This window comes from Acinetobacter sp. NS-4 (genome assembly GCF_037402435.1).
GTDB lineage: Bacteria > Pseudomonadota > Gammaproteobacteria > Pseudomonadales > Moraxellaceae > Acinetobacter.
Genome location: NZ_JBBEUE010000034.1, coordinates 1 through 6,145, shown reverse-complemented (window position 1 = coordinate 6,145; position 6,145 = coordinate 1). Strand labels below are relative to the sequence as shown.

The 6,145-nt window shown below is 37.4% G+C and carries 7 protein-coding genes; all 7 read left to right on the top strand.

The annotated features are described in order from the left end of the window. The first annotated feature begins 105 nt into the window (after nt 1-105). Genes rfbB through rffA form a run of 7 tightly spaced genes read left to right on the top strand, consistent with a single transcriptional unit; the run spans nt 106 to nt 6,106 of the window. Nucleotides 106-1,179: a dTDP-glucose 4,6-dehydratase gene (rfbB, locus tag WAE57_RS15645; RefSeq protein WP_337711284.1), complete on the top strand. Its 1,074-nt coding sequence runs from the start codon at nt 106-108 to the stop codon at nt 1,177-1,179. Further along, a complete protein-coding gene (gene rfbD, locus WAE57_RS15640; protein WP_337711283.1) occupies nt 1,176-2,069 on the top strand; it encodes a dTDP-4-dehydrorhamnose reductase in 894 nt (297 codons plus the stop codon). The genes rfbB and rfbD overlap by 4 nt, the downstream gene beginning before the upstream one ends. After that, nucleotides 2,066-2,950, top strand: coding sequence for a glucose-1-phosphate thymidylyltransferase RfbA (rfbA, locus tag WAE57_RS15635; protein WP_337711282.1), 885 nt, complete (start codon nt 2,066-2,068; stop codon nt 2,948-2,950). The genes rfbD and rfbA overlap by 4 nt, the downstream gene beginning before the upstream one ends. Beyond that, on the top strand, nt 2,947-3,504 hold the full coding sequence (rfbC, locus tag WAE57_RS15630; RefSeq protein ID WP_337711281.1) for a dTDP-4-dehydrorhamnose 3,5-epimerase: 558 nt from the start codon (nt 2,947-2,949) through the stop codon (nt 3,502-3,504). The genes rfbA and rfbC overlap by 4 nt, the downstream gene beginning before the upstream one ends. Nucleotides 3,505-3,513: 9 nt before the next feature. Next, on the top strand, nt 3,514-4,407 hold the full coding sequence (locus WAE57_RS15625; RefSeq protein ID WP_337711280.1) for a WavQ: 894 nt from the start codon (nt 3,514-3,516) through the stop codon (nt 4,405-4,407). Between the two features lie 6 nt (nt 4,408-4,413). Next, nucleotides 4,414-4,983, top strand: a complete 570-nt coding sequence (locus WAE57_RS15620; protein WP_337711279.1) for an acyltransferase — start codon at nt 4,414-4,416, stop codon at nt 4,981-4,983. After that, nucleotides 4,970-6,106 (top strand): dTDP-4-amino-4,6-dideoxygalactose transaminase, encoded by a 1,137-nt coding sequence (gene rffA / locus WAE57_RS15615; protein WP_337711278.1) that lies wholly within the window; start codon nt 4,970-4,972, stop codon nt 6,104-6,106. The genes WAE57_RS15620 and rffA overlap by 14 nt, the downstream gene beginning before the upstream one ends. Nucleotides 6,107-6,145 lie beyond the last annotated feature (39 nt).

Below are 6,145 nucleotides of genomic sequence, written 5' to 3'. Positions count from 1 at the left end.
ATAGATACTTAGAGTTTTTGTACCAGTATTAACTATAAATGGCAGTAATTTACAAACGTTGATGATAAAATTATTTCTAAAATAATTCTTGGGTACATTTTAAAGATGCGGATTTTGGTAACAGGTGGTGCTGGCTTTATTGGTTCAGCCGTAATTCGTCATATCATTCACAATACTAATAATGAAGTATTAAATGTAGATAAACTTACCTATGCTGGTAACTTAGAGTCTCTTATTTCAGTATCTGAAAATCCACGTTATCAGTTCAGTCAAACTGACATTTGTGACCGTTCAGCGCTAGATCAATTATTTAATGAATTCAAACCTGATACAGTAATGCATTTAGCTGCTGAGTCTCATGTAGACCGTTCTATTTCAGGTCCTTATGCTTTTATTGAAACTAATATTATTGGTACTTATCAATTATTAGAAGCTGCTCGACAATATTGGAGTTCATTGGAAGCTCCTTCCAATGAAAATTTCCGTTTTCATCATATCTCGACTGATGAAGTATATGGTGATTTGGAAGGTACCACAGACTTATTTACTGAAACAACACCATACTCACCAAGTTCTCCTTATTCGGCAAGTAAGGCGAGTTCAGACCATTTGGTACGTGCGTGGAATCGTACTTATGGCTTGCCAACTATCGTGACAAATTGTTCAAATAACTATGGCCCATTTCATTTTCCAGAAAAACTTATCCCATTAATGATCTTGAATGCCCTTCAAGCTAAGCCTTTACCTATTTATGGCAATGGACAGCAAATTCGGGACTGGTTATTCGTGGAAGATCATGCTCGTGCCCTTTATAAGGTCGTATCTGAAGGTGTGGTTGGGGAAACTTATAATATTGGCGGACATAATGAAAAAGCCAATATTGAAGTTGTTCAATGTATTTGTGAATTACTCGAAGAATTATCTCCAACTAAGCCAGAAGGTGTAGCGAAATACGAAGACTTGATTACGTATGTAAAAGATCGCCCGGGGCATGATGTTCGTTATGCAATTGATGCAACTAAAATCAAAAATGAACTTAATTGGGTACCTGAAGAATCATTTGAAACAGGTTTAAGAAAAACGGTGGAATGGTACTTAAATAACTCTGAATGGGTTGCTCATGTGCAGAGTGGTGAATACCAGACCTGGGTGAACAAGCAATATCAGGTGCAATCATGAAAATTTTGTTGCTTGGAAAAAATGGCCAAGTGGGATGGGAATTGCAACGTTCTCTTACTCCTTTAGGTGAAGTCATTGCATTAGATCGTCATGGCTATAATGGTTTACAGGGTGATATGTCTCAACCAGAGGCAGTTAAGGAAACTATTCTAAAACTTAATCCAGATATTGTTGTGAATGCAAGTGCTTATACGGCAGTTGACTTGGCAGAAACAGAACAAGATTTAGCAAAACAGATTAATTTTAATGCAGTACAGCGTATTGCAGAAGCCTGTCTGGAAGTAAATGCTTTACTGGTTCATTATTCAACAGATTATGTATTTAGTGGACAGGGAAATTCTGCTTTTTTAGAGTCAAATGAAGTTGATCCAATTAATATTTATGGCAAAACCAAGGCTCAAGGTGAACAAGCTATTGTAATTTCAGGCTGTAAATATCTTATTTTTAGAACTTCATGGGTATACGCAGCAAAAGGTAAAAACTTTTTGAAAACTATGCTGAATTTGGCTCAGCAACGTGAAGAATTATCTATTATTCATGATCAAATTGGAGCACCGACTTCAGCTGAACTTATTGCAGATATAACAGCTCAAGCAATTCCGCAAGCAATAAATGAAAATTCTAAAGTTGGCATTTATCATTTAGTTGCGAGTGGAGAAACATCTTGGTTTGAGTATGCAAACTATGTGTTTGAACAAGCTAAGTTGGCAGGTGTTGAACTTATGGTCAAAAAAGTAAATCCAATCCCTACTACGGCTTATCCAACACCAGCGAAAAGACCCTGTAATTCAAGACTAGATAACCAAAAGCTTCAAAGCACTTTCCAGTTAATCTTGCCAGACTGGAAATTAGGTGTACAAAGAACATTAACGGAGTTATTGAACAAATGAGCTTAAAACGCAAAGGTATTATTCTAGCGGGTGGTTCAGGCACACGTTTACATCCCATTACCAAAGGGGTATCAAAACAGTTACTGCCTATTTATGATAAGCCTATGATTTATTATCCACTTTCTGTGCTCATGTTAGCGGGCATTCGTGAAGTGCTAATTATTTCTACCCCTGAAGATTTACCAAATTTTGAAAAATTATTAGGTGATGGTTCACAATTTGGGATCGAGCTTAGTTATAAGGTTCAACCTTCTCCAGATGGTTTAGCTCAGGCATTCCTTATTGGTGAGGAATTTATTGGTCAGAGTCCTGTCTGTCTTATTTTGGGTGATAATATTTATTATGGTCAAAGCTTTGGTAAACAATTAGAAGCTGCAAATAGTCTTGAGCATGGGGCTATGGTATTTGGCTATCATGTGACTGATCCTGAACGTTTTGGTGTGGTTGAATTTGATGCAGCAGGAAAAGTACTTAGTATTGAGGAAAAACCAGCTCAACCAAAATCACAATATGCAGTAACAGGACTTTATTTCTATGACAACCGAGTAGTTGAATTTGCGAAACAAGTGAAGCCTTCTGCACGTGGTGAACTTGAAATTACAGATATTAATAATGCCTATCTTAAAGATGGTTCATTAAATGTGGAGTTGTTGGGTCGCGGTTTTGCATGGCTAGATACAGGAACTCATGAATCATTATTGGAAGCAGGGCAGTTTGTCTATACGATTGAAAAAAGACAGTCTTTGAAAGTTGCATGCTTAGAAGAAATTGGTTTTCACCAAGGTTGGATTTCTAAAGAGCAACTTGCTGAAAGTGCGGAAGCGTTAAAGAAAACTGAATATGGACAATATCTGTACAAATTACTGGAAGAAGCAAAGTGAAAGTAGAAACCACCAAAATTGAGGGGCTGTTAATCCTTCATCCAAATGTATTTGGAGATGATCGTGGCTGGTTTATGGAAAGTTTTAATCAGCAACGTTTCGAGCAAGTGTTAACTGAACTCAATTTACCAATCCCGACCTTTGTACAAGATAATCATTCATTATCCCAAAAGGGTGTTTTACGTGGCTTGCATTTTCAAAAAGTACCTTATGCACAAGGCAAACTTGTACGTGTAGTTCAAGGAAAGGCGTGGGATGTAGCTGTTGATATTCGCCCTGATTCTAAAACTTATGGTCAATCGGTTGGGGTTGAATTGAGTGCTGAAAACAAAATCATGTTCTGGATTCCAGAAGGTTTTGCACATGGTTTTATTGCACTGGATGATAATACACAATTCCTTTATAAAACAACTAATTACTATAATAGAGACAGTGAAGGCTCAATTCTTTGGAACGACCCTACACTTGCAATTGATTGGCCTTTAGCTGAGGTTGATGACGTTTTAGTAAGTGATAAGGATTTTAAAGCAAAATTATTTAGTGAATTTGATTGAGTTTGAAAAATGAATATTTTTATTTATGCTGACCCTTATGATGAAAATGTAGGGGGCATTATTGCCTTGCATAGATTATGTCACGTTATTAATAGTGCAACTCAGCATAAAGCTTATTTAGTTCCATTTACTTGGAATCATTCTTTTTTCAAACAAGTACGCGATAAGCTTAGAGGAAAGCATATTTTTAAATTTAAGGATGGTTGGAAAACGCCCATTTGGGAAAAAAGGAGTTTTCCTTTAAATGCAGTTGCAATCTATCCTGAAGTTACAGAAGGGAATCCATTAGGAATAAAGAATGTTGTGCGTTGGTTACTTCATCAACCAGGATTTCATACAGGTAAAGTAGAGTATGGTAATAATGAATTATATTTTAAATTTAATTCAGCCATAAATGACTTTCAAAGAAATACATGTAAATTATCTCAATGTGAGTTGAAAGTGATCTATTACCCTATAGATACATATAAAAATCAAGGTTTAGTTAGGGATATTGACTGTTGTTATATGGTGCGAAAAGGGCAAGATAAACCTCACGTGCATCCACAAGGTGCTCTTTGCTTAGATGGTAAATCGCATCGTGAAATCGCTGAGATTTTTAATCATGCGAAGCAGTTTATTTCTTATGATGACTATACTGCTTATTCTTTATTTGCGGTGTTATCGGGCTGTGAATCTATTGTGGTGCCAGCTGATGGGGTGTCATTAGTGGATTGGTATCCCAATGTCTCCGATCGCTATGGTCTTGCCTACGGTTTTTCAGAAGAGCAACGTGAGTGGGCCGCACAGACTAAAGCTGGAGTGCTACAACATATTGTCACTGAGCATAAAAACGTAGAGCAGTGTGTCGTGCAATGTCTTGCTGAAATGAAAGACTTTTTTAAAATAAATGAATTGAGTTAAAGTGAAATGGCCTATTTATTGGAATCTCAACTTGCAGCACTCGGATTTAAATCGCTAGGGAAAAATATCAAAATTAGCGATAAAGCTGCGATTTATAATCCTGAATTGATTGAGATTGGTGATCATTCGCGCATCGACGATTTTTGTATTATTTCTGGCAGAGTGGTGATCGGTCGCTACTGTCATATTACCCCTATGTGTTTAGTCGCCGGTGGGGAACCCGGGATTTACATGGATGACTATGCCACTTGTGCTTATGGGGTCAAAATTTTCTCGCAAAGTGATGACTACTCTGGTGAGACCATGGTGAATTCATTGATTCCGAAACAATTTAAAAAAGAATTTTTTGCTGCAGTGCAGATTGAACGTCATGTGATTATTGGGGCGAATGCTGTCATCTTTCCTGGAGTCACCCTCGCAGAGGGTAGTTCGATTGGCGCAATCTCTTTGGTGACTAAAAGTACGCAACCTTGGTGGATTTATACTGGGATTCCAGCCAAACCCTATAAAGTACGTAGTCAAAATCTTCTGCAATTAGAACAAATTTTTAAGGCGACTGAACATGATTCCATTTAATAAGCCAGCGTTTGTTGGCTCGGAAAAGCAGCATATTCTGGACATCTTAGGCTCAGGAAAAATTTCAGGAGATGGTGCTTTTGGTCATCAGTGTCAAGATTGGTTTGTGAAAACCTTGGGTGCACCAAAGACCTTACTGACACCATCCTGTACACATGCTTTGGAAATGGCGGCTTTACTGATTGATGTGCAAGCTGGCGATGAAATTATTATGCCAAGCTATACCTTTGTGAGTACCGCAAATGCGTTTGTGTTGCGTGGTGCAAAAATTGTATTCGTTGATGTTGATCCAGATACCATGAATATCAATGCCGATCTGATTGAAGCGGCGATTACTGATAAGACTAAAGCGATTGTTCCTGTGCACTATGCTGGAGTAGGCTGCGATATGGATAAAATCATGCAATTGGCCGAACGATATCAACTGTATGTGATTGAAGATGCAGCGCAGGGCATGATGTCGACCTTTAAGCAAAAAATGCTCGGAACAATTGGGCATTTAGGTGCGTATAGTTTTCATGAAACTAAAAACTATACCAGTGGTGGAGAGGGCGGTTTATTAATTATTAATGATACACAATTTATAGAACGTGCTGAGATTATTCGTGAAAAGGGTACCAATCGCAGTCAATTCTTTAGAGGTATGGTTGATAAATATACATGGACAGATATCGGCAGCAGTTATTTACCGAGTGAATTGCAATGTGCATATTTATGGGGACAGTTGGAAAATGCTGAGATAATTAATCAAGATCGATTAAACAGCTGGCAGCATTATGCCCAAAATATGACCCATTTACAAGAACAAGGGCACATTGTGTGTCCACATATTCCTGAGCACAGACAGCATAATGCTCATATGTTCTATATTAAAGTGGCTGATTTGCAGCAACGAACAGCGCTATTGAAGTTCTTAAAGCAAAAAGACATTGGTGCTGTCTTTCATTATGTTCCTTTACACTCGTCACCTTTTGGTCTAAAGCATTGCAGTTTTAATGGTGAAGATAAGTATACTACTGCTGAGAGTGAAAAATTAATACGATTACCATTGTGGTACGGTATTACAGAGGATGAAATTACATATATATGTGAGATGATTTATAAATATTTTGATGAAAATTAAGTTATAGATATGAAAAGTAGTATGAAATATATACTACTT

Excerpts from the sequence above, each read along its gene's own strand:
- WAE57_RS15620 (WP_337711279.1), top strand. The coding sequence starts at position 4,414 with ATGGCCTATTTATTGGAATCTCAACTTGCAGCACTCGGATTTAAATCG.
- rfbB (WP_337711284.1), top strand. The coding sequence starts at position 106 with ATGCGGATTTTGGTAACAGGTGGTGCTGGCTTTATTGGTTCAGCCGTA.
- rffA (WP_337711278.1), top strand. The coding sequence starts at position 4,970 with ATGATTCCATTTAATAAGCCAGCGTTTGTTGGCTCGGAAAAGCAGCAT.
- rfbA (WP_337711282.1), top strand. The coding sequence starts at position 2,066 with ATGAGCTTAAAACGCAAAGGTATTATTCTAGCGGGTGGTTCAGGCACA.
- rfbD (WP_337711283.1), top strand. The coding sequence starts at position 1,176 with ATGAAAATTTTGTTGCTTGGAAAAAATGGCCAAGTGGGATGGGAATTG.
- WAE57_RS15625 (WP_337711280.1), top strand. The coding sequence starts at position 3,514 with ATGAATATTTTTATTTATGCTGACCCTTATGATGAAAATGTAGGGGGC.